General features: G+C 72.3%; 17 protein-coding genes. 11 read left to right on the top strand and 6 right to left on the bottom strand.

All coding sequences use genetic code 11. The features are described from left to right. Positions 1-237 precede the first annotated feature (237 nt). Positions 238-1365 carry an alpha/beta hydrolase gene (locus tag IEZ19_RS28060; RefSeq protein ID WP_189314102.1) on the top strand — a complete coding sequence of 376 codons (1128 nt, stop codon included), beginning with the start codon at positions 238-240 and terminating at the stop codon, positions 1363-1365. Positions 1366-1556: 191 nt separating this feature from the next. Next, a complete protein-coding gene (locus tag IEZ19_RS28055; RefSeq protein ID WP_189314101.1) occupies positions 1557-2957 on the top strand; it encodes a hypothetical protein in 1401 nt (466 codons plus the stop codon). 9 nt (positions 2958-2966) lie between these two features. On the opposite strand, the gene IEZ19_RS28050 is transcribed toward IEZ19_RS28055, so the two are convergent. Together IEZ19_RS28050 and ypfJ are read right to left on the bottom strand one after the other, a co-directional pair. Then, positions 2967-3380, bottom strand: coding sequence for a VOC family protein (locus tag IEZ19_RS28050; protein ID WP_189314100.1), 414 nt, complete (start codon positions 3378-3380; stop codon positions 2967-2969). A gap of 103 nt (positions 3381-3483) precedes the next feature. After that, positions 3484-4368: a KPN_02809 family neutral zinc metallopeptidase gene (ypfJ, locus tag IEZ19_RS28045; RefSeq protein WP_189314099.1), complete on the bottom strand. Its 885-nt coding sequence runs from the start codon at positions 4366-4368 to the stop codon at positions 3484-3486. Between the two features lie 199 nt (positions 4369-4567). Here ypfJ and IEZ19_RS28040 point away from each other — a divergent pair, with 199 nt between their 5' ends. The 4 genes from IEZ19_RS28040 (at position 4568) to IEZ19_RS28025 (ending at position 8510) form a co-directional block, all read left to right on the top strand. Beyond that, positions 4568-5302: a PQQ-binding-like beta-propeller repeat protein gene (locus tag IEZ19_RS28040; protein ID WP_229840889.1), complete on the top strand. Its 735-nt coding sequence runs from the start codon at positions 4568-4570 to the stop codon at positions 5300-5302. 90 nt (positions 5303-5392) lie between these two features. Continuing rightward, on the top strand, positions 5393-6991 hold the full coding sequence (locus IEZ19_RS28035) for an ABC-F family ATP-binding cassette domain-containing protein (protein ID WP_189314098.1): 1599 nt from the start codon (positions 5393-5395) through the stop codon (positions 6989-6991). Positions 6992-7336: 345 nt separating this feature from the next. Next, positions 7337-7558 carry a helix-turn-helix domain-containing protein gene (locus IEZ19_RS28030; protein ID WP_010355597.1) on the top strand — a complete coding sequence of 74 codons (222 nt, stop codon included), beginning with the start codon at positions 7337-7339 and terminating at the stop codon, positions 7556-7558. A gap of 148 nt (positions 7559-7706) precedes the next feature. Continuing rightward, positions 7707-8510 (top strand): enoyl-CoA hydratase/isomerase family protein, encoded by an 804-nt coding sequence (locus IEZ19_RS28025; protein WP_189314154.1) that lies wholly within the window; start codon positions 7707-7709, stop codon positions 8508-8510. Between the two features lie 122 nt (positions 8511-8632). Here the strand turns inward: IEZ19_RS28025 and IEZ19_RS28020 are convergent, their stop codons facing one another. After that, a complete protein-coding gene (locus IEZ19_RS28020) occupies positions 8633-9352 on the bottom strand; it encodes a nucleopolyhedrovirus P10 family protein (protein WP_189314097.1) in 720 nt (239 codons plus the stop codon). Between the two features lie 88 nt (positions 9353-9440). Here IEZ19_RS28020 and IEZ19_RS28015 point away from each other — a divergent pair, with 88 nt between their 5' ends. From IEZ19_RS28015 to amaP, 5 genes are read left to right on the top strand one after another with little or no spacing between them, the layout of a single operon-like run. Then, on the top strand, positions 9441-9920 hold the full coding sequence (locus tag IEZ19_RS28015; RefSeq protein ID WP_189314096.1) for an Asp23/Gls24 family envelope stress response protein: 480 nt from the start codon (positions 9441-9443) through the stop codon (positions 9918-9920). Positions 9921-9967: 47 nt separating this feature from the next. Further along, positions 9968-10162 (top strand): hypothetical protein, encoded by a 195-nt coding sequence (locus tag IEZ19_RS28010; protein ID WP_189314095.1) that lies wholly within the window; start codon positions 9968-9970, stop codon positions 10160-10162. Beyond that, positions 10159-10542 (top strand): hypothetical protein, encoded by a 384-nt coding sequence (locus IEZ19_RS28005; protein WP_189314094.1) that lies wholly within the window; start codon positions 10159-10161, stop codon positions 10540-10542. Before IEZ19_RS28010 ends, IEZ19_RS28005 begins: the two co-directional genes overlap by 4 nt. Beyond that, the gene (locus IEZ19_RS28000) at positions 10539-11216 is read left to right on the top strand and encodes a DUF6286 domain-containing protein (protein WP_189314093.1); all 678 of its coding nucleotides are present in this window, start codon (positions 10539-10541) and stop codon (positions 11214-11216) included. The genes IEZ19_RS28005 and IEZ19_RS28000 overlap by 4 nt, the downstream gene beginning before the upstream one ends. Further along, positions 11213-11800, top strand: coding sequence for an alkaline shock response membrane anchor protein AmaP (amaP, locus tag IEZ19_RS27995; RefSeq protein WP_189314092.1), 588 nt, complete (start codon positions 11213-11215; stop codon positions 11798-11800). The genes IEZ19_RS28000 and amaP overlap by 4 nt, the downstream gene beginning before the upstream one ends. Before the next feature lie 92 nt (positions 11801-11892). On the opposite strand, the gene IEZ19_RS27990 is transcribed toward amaP, so the two are convergent. From IEZ19_RS27990 to IEZ19_RS27980, 3 genes are all read right to left on the bottom strand, one after another. Beyond that, positions 11893-12648, bottom strand: coding sequence for an SDR family oxidoreductase (locus tag IEZ19_RS27990; RefSeq protein WP_189314091.1), 756 nt, complete (start codon positions 12646-12648; stop codon positions 11893-11895). Between the two features lie 5 nt (positions 12649-12653). Beyond that, positions 12654-14444, bottom strand: a complete 1791-nt coding sequence (locus tag IEZ19_RS27985) for a glycoside hydrolase family 15 protein (RefSeq protein WP_189314090.1) — start codon at positions 14442-14444, stop codon at positions 12654-12656. A gap of 92 nt (positions 14445-14536) precedes the next feature. Then, positions 14537-15328: an SURF1 family cytochrome oxidase biogenesis protein gene (locus IEZ19_RS27980; protein ID WP_189314089.1), complete on the bottom strand. Its 792-nt coding sequence runs from the start codon at positions 15326-15328 to the stop codon at positions 14537-14539. Between the last annotated feature and the right edge of the window lie 45 nt (positions 15329-15373).

Genomic DNA, 15373 nt, shown 5'->3' with positions numbered 1-15373 from the left:
CCCTGCTTTCACCCCACTGCCAGGCCCTGCTCTCACCCCACTTGTGTCATGCCGCCTTCCTGTATGACGCCGCCTTTGTCTCCGCCCGCCGCAACGGTGCCGAGCCACTACGCACGTCTCCGACGGTGCCGAACTCGTCCGGACCACCCGCACACCCGATCCGCACCGCACGCCGAAACGTGCACCCGCCCCCACCTCCCGCTGGCCGACCGCGGGGTCCGCCAGGACACTGGACCCGTGCGCACTGTCACAGCGACGGCCGCCGCCGTCACCGCGGTCCTGGCAGCCGGCGCGGCGAGCGTGGCCGCCGGGCGGATGGCCAGCGACGCCGCGCTGAAGGCGCCCGCCGGACGGCCCCTGCCCACCGAACCCCGGCTCACCGTGCACGGCACGGCCGCCGGCCGGATCACCCTCACCCGCGACCTGGCCTCCCTGCGCCCCGGCACCTACGGCCTCGCCGGCAACGGCTCGCACGCGGTGGTGGGCCCGGTCGTGGAGTCCGCCTCGCATACCGCCGACACCGCCGTACGCCGCCTGGAACGCGTCACGCACGGCACCCTCGAACCCGGCGACAAGGTCTGGCTCACCCCGAACGTGCACGTCGGCAACCCGGGCGCCGCCCTCGGTCTCGAGTACGCCGACATCGACGTGCCGGGCGAACTGGGCCCCCTGCCCGCCTGGTTCGTGCCCGGCCACCGGGACACCTGGGTGATCGCCGTGCACGGCCTGGGCACCACCCGCGAGCAGGCCATGAACGTCATGGGGTTCCTCCACAGCAGGCGCCTGCCCGTGCTCGCCCTCGCCTACCGCGGTGACCTCGGTGCACCCCGCCCGCTCGACGGCCTGAACCACCTCGGCGAGACCGAGTGGCGCGACCTGGACGCGGCGATCCGCTACGCCGTCCGCTACGGCGCCCGCCGCGTCGTCCTGCTCGGCTGGTCCACCGGCGCCACCATGGCCCTGCGCGCCGCCACCCACTCCGCCGTGCGCGACCGGGTCGCCGGTCTCGTCCTTGACTCGCCGGTGCTCAGCTGGGAGACCACGCTGCGCGCCCTCGCCGCGGCCCGCCACACCCCGGAGGCCGTCCTGCCGCTGGCCGTGCGCGCCGCCCAGGGCCGCACCGGACTGCCGGCCGAACGCCTCGCCGAGTCCGCGGACCCCTCGCTGCTCGACGTGCCCACCCTGATCGTCCACGGCCCCGACGACAGGGTCGCCCCCTGGTACCTCTCCCGCCGTCTTGCCGCCCTCCGCCCGGACCGGGTCGCCCTGCACACCGTGCCGGACGCACCGCACGCGGCGATGTGGAACGCCGACCCCGAGGAGTACGAGGAACGGCTGCGCCGCTTCCTGACCCCGCTCATGTGACACCTCCGGCGTGCCTCGGCCCGCCGCGGCGGGCCCCGACAGTAAACGGTTCCATCCATTCCGTTTAAGGCCGTACGGCTGGCCGGATCCGGCCTGTTCGCCCCCCTCAGCACCCCGTGCGTTGGCCAGCCCCGTCGCCCGCCGTGACATTCCGTTTGGGTTTTCGGACCGTCAACCGGAAGACTGCACCCGTGACGTCCCGTATCCCGCGCGACTCCAGGCTCCGACTCGTCCGACCGCGACCCCTGGCCGCCGCCCCCCGAGCGATGAACCAGCGGCGCTCGCGCCGCCCCGCACCCCGGCCGCCGGAGGGCACCCCCGCCCCCGCCGAACTGGCCAGAATGGCGCGCTCCGGCCTCGCGGACGCCGCGCGCGTCGCCCACTGGGCCGACGCCGCCCTAGGCCCCGGCCGTGACGGCGCGACCGACGACGGCAAAGCCACCCTCTCCGACGCGACCGCCGAACGCGCGGCCCTCGATCTCGGCCTGACCGTCGCTCACGTCCGTGCGGACTGGGACATCGCCCGCCTCGCCGGCCTCGTCGAGGTGCACGGCGACATCGCCCGCCCCGGCTGGCGCCTGCGCGCCTGGGACCGCGACGAGAGCGCGGTGCTGCGCGGCTGGGTCGCCCTGTTCGACGCCTGGTCCCTCGCCCATCCGGAACCCGCGGAGCACGAGCCCGCCGCCGTCGCCGAGGTCGTCTCGGCCATGCCCCAGGTGCTCTCCTTCCTGCAGCTCTCCGCCGGTCCCGTCCCGGTCGAGCAGCTTCTCGACCTGCTCCAGCAGCGGGTCACCGAACTGCGCACCGAGCGCTGCGAGATCCCCTACGGCCCCCAGCCCGAGCCTCTGCGGCAGCCGCAGCCCGACGACGACACCCCGCTCGCGCCCCTCCTCGACTGGGCCCTGCACGCCCTCGCCTCTGTCGGCGCCCTCACCTGCGGCGACGGTCAGGCCACGCTCACCCCGCTCGGCAGCTGGGCGGTGTGGGTCAAGCTCGAGCAGATCTGCGTCGCCGCGCAGAGCCCCGCCGGCAACATCGAGCAGTCGGCCGAGGACATGCTCCGCGGTTGCGCACAGCTCCGCCCCAACGCCGCCCGCGCCGAGTACCGCGCCTGGCTCGCCGCCCGCACCGTCGGCAGCGCCGTCACCGAACTCGTCGACGCCGCCCGGGGCGAGGACGCCCTGCTGCGCGGCCTGGCCTTCGAGGCGCTGCGCGTCGTCGGCGCCCCCGCCGAGCCCGACGTACGCGCCGTCCTGGACGAGCCGACCCTGCGGCCGTACGCGCTGTTGTGGCTGGCCGAGCACGACGGTGTCGACCCCGAGGACGCCCACGAGATCCTCACCCGGGAGGAGGCCACCTGGCTGTGGGTGGACACGGCGGCCGCCGTCACCGACCACGGTGAAGGACCCCTGCTCGTCCGGCACCTGGAGTCCGCGGTACAGCCGACCGTGCCGCAGCTGCTCGAGGAGGTGCGCGCGGTCGGTCACCCCCGCACCGTGCAGGTCCTGGTCGCCCTCGCCGCAGCCCACCCGGACCCGGCACTGGCCAAGGCCGTGCGTCGCGCGGCCTTCCAGGTGCACACCGGGGGATAGCCCCCGGGGTCAGGCTCCTATCTCGGGGCCGTACGTGCCGAAGCTCCAGATGTTGCCCTCGGCGTCCCGGGCCATGTAGTCCCGCGAGCCGTAGTCCTGGTCCGTCGGGGGCATCAGGATCTCCACGCCGTGGTCGACGGCCCGCTGGTGGTGTGCGTCCACGTCGTCCACCACCACGTACACCCCCGCCGGGCCCGCGTCCTTCATCGCCGCGTCGAAGACGCCGCCGCGGCCCTTGGAGCCGAGCATCACCGCGCCGTTGCCCTGCACCAGCTCGGCGTGCAGCACCGAGCCGTCCTGGCCCTCGTACACCGACAGTTCAGTGAATCCGAAGGCCTCCGTGAGCTGACTGATCGCCGCCTTCGCGTCGGCGTACAACAGCGTCGGAAAGATGCTCGGCCGCCCGCCGCCCGTACCTGCCATGCCGATCACTCCCTCGTGGACCGCCGGACCCGTCCCCCGGATCCGACCCATCGCTCAGTCTGGCACCCGGCACCGACAACGGGCCGTGACTGTGCTCCGCCGCTCACCGGAACGTGTTGCACTGCGCCATGTCGCCGGTCCGGTAGCCCTGGTAGAACCACTGCTGCCGCTGCTGCGCCGACCCGTGCGTCCAGGTCTCCGGCGTCACCCGCCCCTGGAACCGCTCCTGGATGCGGTCGTCGCCCACGGCCGCCGCCGCGTCCAGACCGTCCTGGATGTCGGCGGCCGTGAGGCTGGTGATCAGCGGCCGTCCGGTCTGCGGGTCCTTCGTCGTCGTGGCGTGGTGCGCCCACACCCCGGCGTAGCAGTCGGCCTGCAGTTCCACCCGCACGGAGTTGCTGTTGGCACCCGCCTGCCCGTCCTGCGAACGACCCAGCGTGCCCATCAGATCCTGCACGTGGTGCCCGTACTCGTGCGCCACCACGTACGCCTGCGCGAAGGGCCCGCCGCTCGCGCCGAACTTCGACCGCAGGTCGTCGAAGAAGCCCAGGTCCAGATAGACCTTGCGGTCGCCTGGGCAGTAGAAGGGCCCCACCGCCGAGGTCGCCGCCCCGCACGCCGTGCCGACCCGCCCGCCGAAGAAGACGGTCGGCGACCGCGTGTACGCCCTGCCGCGCCGCCGGAACTCCTGCGTCCAGAAGTCCTGCACGCTGTTGACCACCGCCACCATGCGGCAGTCGTCCTTGGCGTTCGCGTCCGCCCCGGTGCGGCAGCTCTGCCGGACCTGCGCGAGGGACGAGGGCGCTGGGGACTCGCCGCCCGTGGAGAGCCCGAGCTGGTCCGGACTCACGCCCAAGAACAACCCGAGCAGCAGGGCGATCAGCGCCCCGATGCCGCCGCCGATGGTCGCCTTCCCGCCCGGAATCCGACTTCCGCGCACATCCTGTACCTCGGAGGTGTCCAGGTTCGCGTCGTCGTCGAACTGCATGGGGCCACCGCTCTCTGCCGACTGAGTCCCCCTGGCGTCATCCTCGCCCGGCACCTCCCCGGCGGTCGCCGGGCGAGGAGCCGAACGGGCGGCACCCGCCGCGTACCCGCCGTGTCACCGCACGCCGCCCGGCGCCGGCACACGAGCGTGGCTAGGCTCGGCGCCTGTTCCGTGGGCGACGAACACCGAAGGGGGCGTGGTGGCCGTACTGCCCGAGTACGCGCCACCACTGGCGCGACGCCGCGACACCGCCGCGCGGACCAGGAGCCTCACCCCGGCACTCGTGCTCCTCGTGGCCCTTCTCCTGGCGGCAGCCCACCACATCAGACCGGCGCCCTACGGAGACCGCCTGACCGTCCGCGTCGCCGGCGGATCCGGCACACCAGCCCTCCGCACGCGTGGCGGTGCCGTCGAGGCGTACGACCGGACTGCCGGCGCACCCCGGTGGCGCTACGCGCGCGACGGGCGCAGGCCCCTTTCCTTCCTCCCCGCGCGCGGGAGCGCGATCGCGCTGTGGGACGACGGTCTCGTCACCGGCACCGACGGCCGCACCGTCCGCTGGCACCGTGCCCTGCCCGACGCCACCGACTGGCTGCGCGCCCGGGGTGGGGCCGGTGTCCTGCGGCCCCTCGGCCGGGGCATGCTCGCCGTCGTCACCCCGCGCCGCATCGCCGCCTACCGCGCCGCCGACGGGGACCTGCGCTGGCTGCTGCCCGCGAGCGAAGGCTGCGCGTTCCGCCCCGAACGTGCCGTACGTCACGGCGCGGCCCTGCTCGTCGCCCAGCCCTGCGCCTCCGGATCCTGGACCGCGCAGGTCATCGCCGTGGACGACCTGGGCCGGATTATCCCCGGCCGGGCACCGCTCGGAAACGGCGTCCCGCGCGCGGAGATCGAACACCCGGACCCAGCAAAAGCGCTTGCATCGCCCCGTTAGACTTGGCTCATGGCCATTCTCCTCGCGCAATAGACGGCGGGAACGTCCTTCGCCGCCCACCCGCCACCCAACCCGCTCTGGAGTCTGTCCGTGATCTCCGCCTCCGGCATCGAGCTGCGCGCCGGTGCCCGCATCCTCATCGAGAACGCCTCCTTCCGTGTTGCCAAGGGCGACCGCATCGGCCTGGTGGGCCGCAACGGCGCCGGCAAGACCACCCTCACCAAGGTCCTGGCCGGTGAGGGCATCCCGGCCGCGGGCAGCGTCACCCGCTCCGGCGAGGTGGGCTACCTCCCGCAGGACCCCCGCACCGGCGACCTCGACGTCCTCGCCCGTGACCGCGTCCTCTCCGCGCGCGGCCTCGACGTCCTGATCCGCAAGATGCGCGAGAACGAGCAGCGCATCGCCACCGGCAAGGGCTCCACCCGCGACAAGGCGATGAAGCAGTACGAGCGGCAGGAGACGGAGTTCCTCACCAAGGGCGGGTACGCCGCCGAGGCCGAGGCCGCCACCATCGCCGCCGCGCTCAACCTGCCCGACCGGGTGCTCGGCCAGCCGCTGCACACGCTCTCCGGCGGTCAGCGGCGCCGTATCGAACTGGCCCGGATCCTGTTCTCGGACGCCGACACGCTGCTGCTCGACGAGCCGACCAACCACCTCGACGCCGACTCGATCAGCTGGCTGCGCGACTACCTGAAGACGTACCGAGGCGGCTTCATCGTGATCTCCCACGACGTCGACCTGGTCGACACGGTCGTCAACAAGGTGTTCTACCTGGACGCCAACCGGTCCCAGATCGACATCTACAACATGGGCTGGAAGCTCTACCAGCAGCAGCGCGAGGCCGACGAGAAGCGCCGCAGGCGGGAGCGCGCCAACGCGGAGAAGAAGGCCGCCGCGCTCAACGCCCAGGCCGACAAGATGCGCGCCAAGGCCACCAAGACGGTCGCCGCGCAGAACATGGCCCGCCGCGCCGACAAGCTGCTGGCCGGCCTGGACGCCGTCCGGCAGTCCGACAAGGTCGCCAAGCTCCGCTTCCCCGAGCCCTCGCCCTGCGGCAAGACCCCGCTGATGGCGGAGGGGCTGTCGAAGTCGTACGGCTCGCTGGAGATCTTCACCGACGTCGACCTGGCCATCGACAAGGGTTCGCGGGTCGTCATCCTCGGCCTCAACGGCGCGGGCAAGACCACGCTGCTGCGGCTCCTCGCGGGTGTCGAACAGCCGGACACCGGAATGGTCGTCCCCGGCCACGGCCTCAAGCTCGGCTACTACGCCCAGGAGCACGAGACCCTCGACGCCGACCGCACGGTCCTCGAGAACATGCGCTCGGCCGCGCCCGACATGGACCTCGTCGAGGTCCGCAAGGTGCTCGGCTCGTTCCTGTTCTCCGGTGACGATGTCGACAAACCGGCCGGTGTCCTCTCCGGCGGCGAGAAGACCCGGCTCGCCCTCGCGACGCTCGTCGTCTCCTCGGCCAACGTCCTGCTCCTCGACGAGCCGACCAACAACCTCGACCCCGCCAGCCGCGAGGAGATCCTCGGCGCGCTGCGCACCTACAAGGGTGCGGTCGTCCTCGTCACCCACGACGAGGGTGCCGTGGAGGCCCTGCAGCCGGAGCGGATCATCCTGCTGCCGGACGGCGTCGAGGACCTGTGGGGCGCGGACTACGCGGATCTCGTCGCCCTGGCTTGATCGAATGCGTGATCCAGGGTGATCCACTGCGTATGGATCATTCGGCTTATCCGTGATCCATCATCTGTGTGAGATCTCCTCGTATCGGGGTGTGTCCTACATCGATCCGACGGTCGATCCCTTTGTCGACAAGGGGTCGACCGTCTCGTATGTCTGACCTGGCACTTCGCGGAACAACCCGTTCAGCGGTATGGACATGATCGACCGGAACTATCGATTCCACTTGTGGGGATGTGCTCCTGTCGTCAAAACCGTGTCTCACGGACCTTGCTGAATGGGTGGCCATCCCGCCCCGGAGGGGTGATCATGAGGGGACCAGAGCGCACTTCCCATGAGGAGGCACGGGTGGCCGAGACTCTGAAGAAGGGCAGCCGGGTGACCGGCGCCGCGCGCGACAAGCTCGCGGCAGACCTGAAGAAGAAGTACGACTCCGGTGCGAGTATCCGGGCGCTGGCCGAGGAGACCGGCCGCTCGTATGGCTTCGTACACCGGATGCTCAGCGAGTCGGGCGTCACGCTTCGTGGGCGTGGCGGAGCGACCCGGGGCAAGAAGGCCGCAACGTCCTGACCCCCGGGCGGCCCATCGGCTTCGATGGTGGCCACCCGGTCGGTCGAGTGATCGGCCGGGTGGTTACTGTGCAGTCACTTAGCTGTGCCGTCGTACGGTCCGACGCCGTACGCTCCACAGGATGACCGCACTCATCGGAGGCGCCCCCATGGCTTCGCCCGAGCAGGACCTCGCTCCCCTACTCGACAAGGACGGCGTACGGCTCACCGTCGACGACGCGCTCGCCACGGTGACGCTGACCAACGCGGCCAAGCGCAACGCCCAGAGCCCCGCGATGTGGCGGGCGTTGGCCGAGGCCGGGCGGATGCTGCCCGGTTCCGTCCGCGTCGTCGTGCTGCGCGGCGAGGGCAAGTCCTTCTCCGCCGGTCTCGACCGGCAGATGTTCACCCCGGAGGGGATTCCGGGCGAGCCGACCTTCACCGGTCTCGCGCGCCGCGACGACGCCGAGCTGGACGCGACCATCGCCGGCTACCAGGAGGGCTTCACCTGGTGGCGGCGCAACGACATCGTGTCCATCGCCGCCGTGCAGGGGCACGCCATCGGTGCCGGTTTCCAGCTCGCGCTCGCCTGTGATCTGCGCGTCGTCGCGGACGACGTGCAGTTCGCCATGCGCGAGACCGCGCTCGGTATCGTGCCGGACCTGACGGGGACGCATCCGCTGGTGGGACTGGTCGGGTACGCCCGTGCGCTGGAGATCTGTGTGACGGGTCGCTTCGTCCAGGCCGAGGAGGCGGTGGCCTCCGGCCTGGCCAACCTCGCGGTTCCCACCACCGAACTCGACGGGGCGGTACGGGACTTGGCGTTCGCCCTGGTGGCCGCGCCGCGGGATGCCGTGGTGGAGACCAAGGCGTTGCTGCGCGGAGCGCTGGACCGGGACTACGACGCGCAGCGTGCCGCGGAGCGGGCTGCGCAAAGTCGGCGACTGCGGGACTTGGCCGGCCTGGGCGAGTGAGCCGTTGGCTGGGTGGGCGCCCGGTACTGGCCGCTGTGCCCACCCTCTCCCGCTCTCGGCTTCGTTCGAGCGGGGGGACCCCCCCATCGCCCTGCGGCACGCCTGCCCACAGCGAGGAACGATCAGTTCACCGTTGTCACCAGCACCGTCACCGTCGGGTGGTCCGGGAGTGATTCCCGTACCTCCGTGCGGATTCGGCGGGTCACGTCCAGGGTTCGGTGCGTCGTGCTCACCGCTACCTCCACGCGCACATGGCGGCGTCGCAGCGTTGTGTCGTCCCCGTGTTCCTCGACGTGTACCGCCCTGCCCAGGCCGCCCAGCCCGGCGGTCAGCCGGGTCGTGCCCGGGACGGACAGGGCCGCGGTCGTGACACGGGTCGCGTCCGGGTCGGTGGGCTCGCGTGCCTGTGGGGGCTGTGGGGGCTGGACCGGTTCCCGGTCTGGTACCTCGTCCAGGAGGTCGGTCACCCGCAGGTCCACCTCCGTGACCGTCAGCCCGAGGCGTTCCCTCGCTGTGGTCGACAGCGCCCGACGCAGGCGGGACGCCGTTGTCGGCAGGGGTTCCGTCGCCGACGCGGCGAAGTCGGCCGTCAGGCGCAGCGGGCCCGGGGGCAGGGCACCCGGTGGGGGTGGTACGACGGGGGCGTGTACGTCCTCCGGGTCGGCGAGGCCGATGCGCAGCGGGCCCAGGCGTATGCCCGGCACCTCGGCCGCCGCCTGCCGCAGCACCGCGCCGGCCGCCGCCTCCGTGATCCACGCGCCGTCCCCCGGTCCGCCGAGCGCGATCAGCCTTCCCAGGCCGACTTGCTGCCGCACCGCCTGTGTCCATCTTTCCGCCGTCATTGCTCCAGCCTGCCGCATCACCCGCGCACGACCGGGCAACCGCACATACCGTTGGTGACAGGACGACGACCGAAAGGGACGTACGGCGATGAGTGAGATGACGGAGCGGAAGGGGACAGCGGCGGAGGGCGAGAGCGAGCCGGTGCAGGCCCGCAAGGCCGTCAGACGCGGCGGCGGCGATCCGGCGACCCGGGGGCGGACGACGATCGCCGACGGCGTCGTGGAGAAGATCGCCGGCCTGGCCGCGCGGGACGTGGTCGGCGTGCACGACATGGGCAGCGGACTCTCGCGGACTTTCGGAGCCGTGCGCGACCGGGTGCCGGGCGGTTCGAAGTCGGTCAGCCGGGGTGTCAAGGCCGAGGTCGGCGAGGTGCAGACCGCGCTCGACCTGGAGATCGTCATCGACTACGGCGTGTCGATCTCCGACGTGGCACGGGCCGTGCGGGAGAACGTGGTCGCCGCCGTCGAGCGGATGACCGGACTCGAGGTCGTCGAGGTCAACATCGCGGTGAGTGATGTCAAGCTGCCCGAGGAAGAGGAAGAGGAGCTGGCGCCCCGGATCCAGTGAGGCCCGGCGACCGGACAACGCACGGCTGAGGGGCTGAGGAGGGCGGCATGAGCATGGCCGTGGTCGGCATGATCGCCGGGATGGCGCTGGGCTTCGCCGGGTACTTCGGTGGGTTCGGCGCCTTCCTGCTGGTGGCGGCGCTGGGGGCCGTCGGGTTCGTGGCAGGCCGGTTCCTGGAGGGGGATCTGGAACTCGGTGACTTCTTCCGGACCCGCGACGACAAGCGCGACCGGCGGCGGTGACGCCCGTGAGCGGCGCGGCCGGTGCGGCGCGCAGACCCCTCACCGTCGTCCCGCCGGGCGAGCGCGGCGCCACCAGGATCGCCGACCGGGTCGTGGCCAAGGTCGCCGCGCAGGCGGCACGGGAAGCCCTGGGCCCCCTGCCCGAGGAGGCCGCGCCCCCGCACGCGACCGTGGTCACCCACCATGACGCGGTCCGGATCCGGGTCCATCTCGAACTCGGCTACCCGACCGACATCGGCGCTCGCTGTGCCGCCGTGCGTCGTCATGTCGTCGAGCGGGTAGGCGCGTTGGTGGGCATGGAGGTTCCGGAGGTCGCCGTCGAGGTGGAGCGGCTGCATCCGGCACCCGTGCACGGCGCGGCACACGGGAGGGCGCGATGAGCGAGTCCCAGGGCACCGACACCACCACACCGACGGCGCCGGTCATGGAGAAGACGGCCGGCCCCGACCTCGACCAGTCGGCCTCGGCCGCGGCCTACGACCCGCCGCCCGCCCTGGCGGGCGAGGGCGGCGGCGACGGCCGCTTCTGGTCCGCGCGCCGTGTCCCCGCGGGCATCGTCGCGCTGCTGCTCCTGCTCGGCGCGGGCGTCTTCCTGTACGACGTCACGGCCGTCCGCGCCCACCGCCCCGCCATGCGGTGGCGCCGCGAACTGGCCACGCAACTCGCCCAGCGCCCCCTCGACGACACCTGGGTGCTGGTCGGCGCCGGCGTCGCCGCGGCGCTCGGCCTGTGGCTGATCGTGCTCGCCGTCACGCCGGGTCTGCGGGACCTGCTGCCCATGCGCCGTACCCACGCCGACGTCCGGGCCGGCCTCCAGAACGCCGCGGCCGCCCAGGTACTGCGCGACCGGGCCATGGAGATCTCCGGCGTACGGTCGGTCCGGGTGCGCCTGCGCCGCAGGAAGGCCGACGTCCGCGCGATCTCCCACTTCCGCGACCTGGACGACGTCCGCGCCGACCTCGATGTGACCCTTGCCGACGCGATCCGGGGCCTGGGCCTGTCCCGCTCGCCCGCACTGTCGGTGCACGTGGCCCGACCCGGACGGAGGGGATGAGGACGATGCTCAGGACAGTCAACCGCGTAATGATCGGCCTGGCCGGGCTGCTGCTGGTCGTCCTGGGCGGCTCCGCCCTGACGGTGGGCCTGGGCGTTCGGCCCCCGTCCTGGTGGATCCACGACAACCGGCACGACGTCCTGCTCAGCGAAGCCGAGCGGACGCACTGGCGGGACGCCGGCTGGTGGTGGCCCACGGTCGTCGCGGCACTGGCGATCCTCGTCCTGCTCGCGCTCTGGTGGCTGACCGCACTCCTGCGCCGCCACCGCCTCACCGAGGTCCTGGTGGACACGGGCGACGGCGAGGGCGCGCTCCTGCGGGGTCGCGCCCTGGAGTCCGTCCTGGCGGAGGACGCGGTCAACCAGCCAGGCGTGTCCCATGCCCAGGCAACCCTGACCGGCCGCCGCAACGCCCCGCGGGCCCGGGTCTGGCTCCAACTGGAACCGGACGTGGACCCGGGAGAGGCACTGCAGACCCTGACGGCAGAGTCCCTGACCCACGCCCGAGATTCAGCGGGTCTGGCCGGTCTTCCGGCGGAGGTACGACTCGGGGCGGTCAAACACCATGCCGAGAGGGTGAGTTGAAGCACCCCGAAGGGGCGTGGCGCTGTGTCGATATGCGGCTCCGCCGCGTGGGGCGCGAGCAACCCCCACAACCCGCACCCGTCATCGCCGCATCAGAACCCGTGCCGGACCCCGCCATCCACAGGCACCATGATCCCGGTCAGATAAGAAGCAGCCGGCGAGAGAAGAAACGCAGCAACCCGCCCGAACTCAGAAGGCGTCCCATACCGGCGCAACGGAATCCGCGACTCGTGCGCCGCCCGAGTCGCCTCCGGATCCGCGGACATCGCGTCCAGCTCGCGCACGCGATCCGTGTCGATGCGAGCCGGAAGCAGCCCCACCACCCGGATCCCCCGCGGTCCCAGCTCGTCCGCGAGCGACTTCGCGAACCCGGCCAGCCCGGGCCGCAGCCCGTTGGAGATCGTCAGCCCCGGGATCGGCTCGTGCACCGACCCGGACAGCACGAACCCGATGACGCCGCCCGCATCCAGCTCGGCCGCCGCCGCGCGCGCGACCCGTACCGCACCCAGGAACACCGACTCGAACGCCGCGGTCCACTGCTCGTCCGAGTTGTCGGCGACGAACCCCGGCGGCGGCCCGCCGACGCTCACGAGCACGCCGTCGAAGCCGCCGAAGTTCTCCCGCGCGGCCGCGATCAGCCGCGCCGCGGCCTCGGGGTCGGCGTTGTCGACGGCCACCGCGGCCGCGTTCGGCCCCAGTTCCGCTGCGGCCGCAGCGACGCGCTCGGCGTCCCGCCCCGTGATGACCACCTTCGCCCCGTCGGCGACGAGCTCGCGCGCGGCGGCGTTGCCGAGGCCGCGGGTGGCCCCGGTGACGACGTACACCCGGTCCTTCAGTCCAAGATCCATGGTCCCTATCCTGCACCGTCCGTCCCGAACAGGGTGAGGGCGGTGTTCACCAGGCCGATGTGGCTGAACGCCTGCGGGAAGTTGCCGAGCTGGCGGTCGGACTCCGGGTCGTACTCCTCGGCCAGCAGTCCCACGTCGTTGCTGAGGCCCACCAGCCGGTCGAACAGCTCCCGCGCCTCCTGCGTACGGCCCGTCAGGTGCAGCGCGTCGGCCAGCCAGAACGAGCAGGCCAGGAAGGCGCCCTCGTCGCCCGGCAGCCCGTCGACGGTCGAGTCCGCGCTGCCGTACTCGTACCGCCGGACGAAGCCGCCGTGGCCCAGCTCCGCGCGGACCGCGTCCACCGTGCCGATCATGCGCGGGTCGTCGGGCGGCAGGAAGCCGACGCGGGGGATCAGCAGCAGCGCGGCGTCCAGTTCGCGCGAGCCGTAGTACTGGGTGAAGGTGTTGCGCTCGGGGTCGTAGCCCTTCTCGCACACCTCGCGGTGCACCTCTTCCCGCAGCGCCCGCCAGCCCTCGAGGTCCCCGGGCAGCTCGGGATACTCCTCCAGCGTGCGCACCGCCCGGTCGGCGGCCACCCAGACCATCACCTTCGAGTGCACGAACTGCCGGCGGCCGCCGCGCACCTCCCAGAGGCCCTCGTCCGGCTGCCGCCACTGCGTGCGCAGCCACTCCAGCAGGACGCCCTGCAGCGACCACATGTGCGGCTTGGGTGAGAGCCCCGTGCGCCGGGCCAGCCACAGGGAGTCCATGACCTCGCCGTACACGTCGAGCTGGAGCTGGCTCACGGCGCCGTTGCCGATCCGGACGGGCGCCGACCCGGCGAAGCCGGACAGCCAGGCCAGCTCGAACTCGGGCAGCCGGCGCTCGCCCGCGACGCCGTACATGATCTGCAGGTCGGCCGGGTCGCCCGCGACCGCGCGAAGCAGCCAGTCGCGCCAGGCCTCGGCCTCGTTGTGGTAGCCCGCCTTGACCAGGGCGCTGAGGGTGAGAGTGGCGTCGCGCAGCCAGCAGTACCGGTAGTCCCAGTTGCGCACGCCGCCGAGCTGTTCGGGCAACGAGGTGGTGGCGGCGGCGACGATGCCGCCGGTCGGCCGGTAGGTGAGGGCCTTGAGGGTGATGAGGGAGCGGACGACCACGTCCCGGTACGGCCCCTGGTAGCGGCAGCGGGCCGCCCAGCGCTGCCAGTCCGTGATGCTGGTGCCCAGCGACCGGTACGGGTCGACCAGCGGCGGACGCGGTTCGTGTGAGGGGTGCCAGGTGAGCACGAACGCGACCCGCTCGCCCGCCTCGACGGTGAACTCGGAGTGCGTGCCGAAATCCTGGCCCCAGGTCCGCACGGCGGGCTCGCTGCGCAGCCACACGGAGTCCGGTCCGGCGATCGCGACCCGGTGACCGCCGGACTTGCGCATCCACGGGATGATCAGGCCGTAGTCGAAGCGGAGCTTGAGCGTGCTGTGCACGGTGACCTTGCCGCTGAGGCCCTCCACGATGCGGACGACGTCGGGGGCGCGGTCGCGCTGCGGCATCAGGTCGGTGACCCGGATCGTCCCGTCCGGGGTCTCCCACTCGGTGTCGAGGACGAGGGTGTCGGGACGGTAGGAGCGGCCCGAGCAGGTCTCCGCGCCGACCGGCGCGATCCGCCAGTGCCCGTTGTTCTCGTCGCCCAGGAGCCGGGCGAAGCAGGCGCCGGAGTCGAACCGCGGCAGGCACAGCCAGTCGATGGAGCCGTCCTTGCCGACCAGGGCCGCCGTCTGTTCGTCGCCGATGAGGGCGTAGTCCTCGATGCGGGGGTGCACGGGTTTCCGGTTTCCCGGTGGGCCCTGCGGACAATCAGCACCGCGCCCAGCCGGGTGACGGGGCCGGTCGCACGGTGACAGGTGCGGACCGGTCAGACCACGGCGGGCTCCGTCTCCGCGGTCTTCTCCCCGGCCGCGGCGTTCGCCCGGTCCCGGGTCTCGCGGCGGACCAGGACGACCCAGCCGACCGGTACGGCCGCGGCGAACAGCCACCACTGGATCATGTACGCGTAGTTCAGCGGGGCGTCTTCCTTGCCCGGGTCGGAGATCTGCTGCGGGGTGCCGCCCTTGGACTCGGGCGCCGTCTGCTCGATGTAGCCGCCGAGCACCTGGGCGCCGAGCCGCCGTGTCTCCTGCTCGCTGTTGATCAGCATGACCTGCCGGTCGGGCAGTCCGGCGATGTTCTTGATGCCGCTCGCGGCGGTCGTCTCGTCCGTCATCAGCCGCCCGGTGACCGTGGTGCGGCCGGCGGGCGGCGCGGGGATCTTCGGGAAGGCGGTCTGGACGCCGTTCGCCGGGATCCAGCCGCGGTTGACCAGCAGTACCTTGCCGTCGGAGAGCCGGAAGGGGGTGAGGACGTGGAAGCCGACCTCGTCGTCGGAGTTGACGCGGCGGCGGACCACGACCTCGTGCGAGGTGTCGAAGGTGCCCGTCGCGGTGACGCTGCGGTACCGCTCGGCGCGCGTCACGGCGTGTCCCGGCGAGGTGAGCTGTTCCACGGGTACCGGCTTGGCGGACAGCGCGTCGGTGACGAGCTGGTTGCGGGCGCTGCGCTCCTCGTACCGGTGCTTCTGCCAGAAGCCCAGCTTGATCATCGTGGGGATCAGAAGCAGGGCGATCAGGGTGAGGATCACCCACTGCCGGGTCAACAGGAAGCGGTACACCCCACGACCGTACAACTCGGTCGTGGGGTGCGATCGGGCGGGTAC

Origin of the sequence: Streptomyces brasiliensis, from assembly GCF_014647875.1 — a bacterium.
GTDB lineage: Bacteria > Actinomycetota > Actinomycetes > Streptomycetales > Streptomycetaceae > Streptomyces > Streptomyces brasiliensis.
Note: the sequence above shows the minus strand (reverse complement) of the source record. Positions and strands in the feature narration are given on the sequence as shown.